This window comes from Mesorhizobium sp. M1A.T.Ca.IN.004.03.1.1 (assembly GCF_003997555.1).
In the GTDB taxonomy this organism is placed as follows: Bacteria; Pseudomonadota; Alphaproteobacteria; order Rhizobiales; family Rhizobiaceae; genus Mesorhizobium.
This window is the reverse complement of record NZ_RZTV01000832.1, coordinates 1-247: the sequence shown is the minus strand read 5'-3', so window position 1 is coordinate 247 and position 247 is coordinate 1. Positions and strand designations below refer to the sequence as shown.

Annotated in this window: 1 protein-coding gene; it reads right to left on the bottom strand. The window is 65.2% G+C overall.

What is annotated here, in order from left to right; translation table 11 throughout:
- Positions 1-247 (bottom strand): LysR substrate-binding domain-containing protein (locus EOD29_RS34010; protein ID WP_245475524.1); only part of this gene is annotated, 247 nt, incomplete at both ends.

Here is a 247-nt window from a genome sequence, read left to right as displayed (position 1 = left end):
GCCGCGGCGAGATCCTGACCGATATATCTTCCGAGCCGTTCGAAAAGGACCATGTATTGGCCTCGCCTGCCCTCGCGTAGCACAGGCATTCATGATCCTTGATGTCCTTCGGGGCGTGTGGAGCCGCCCTGCGCGAGAGATAGGCGGGAGACGCGACGAGGAAGGCCGTCGTCCAGCCGATCCGCCGGCAGACGAGGCTGCTGTCGGCGACCGGGCCAAGGCGCACTTCGAGATCGAGGCGCTCCTC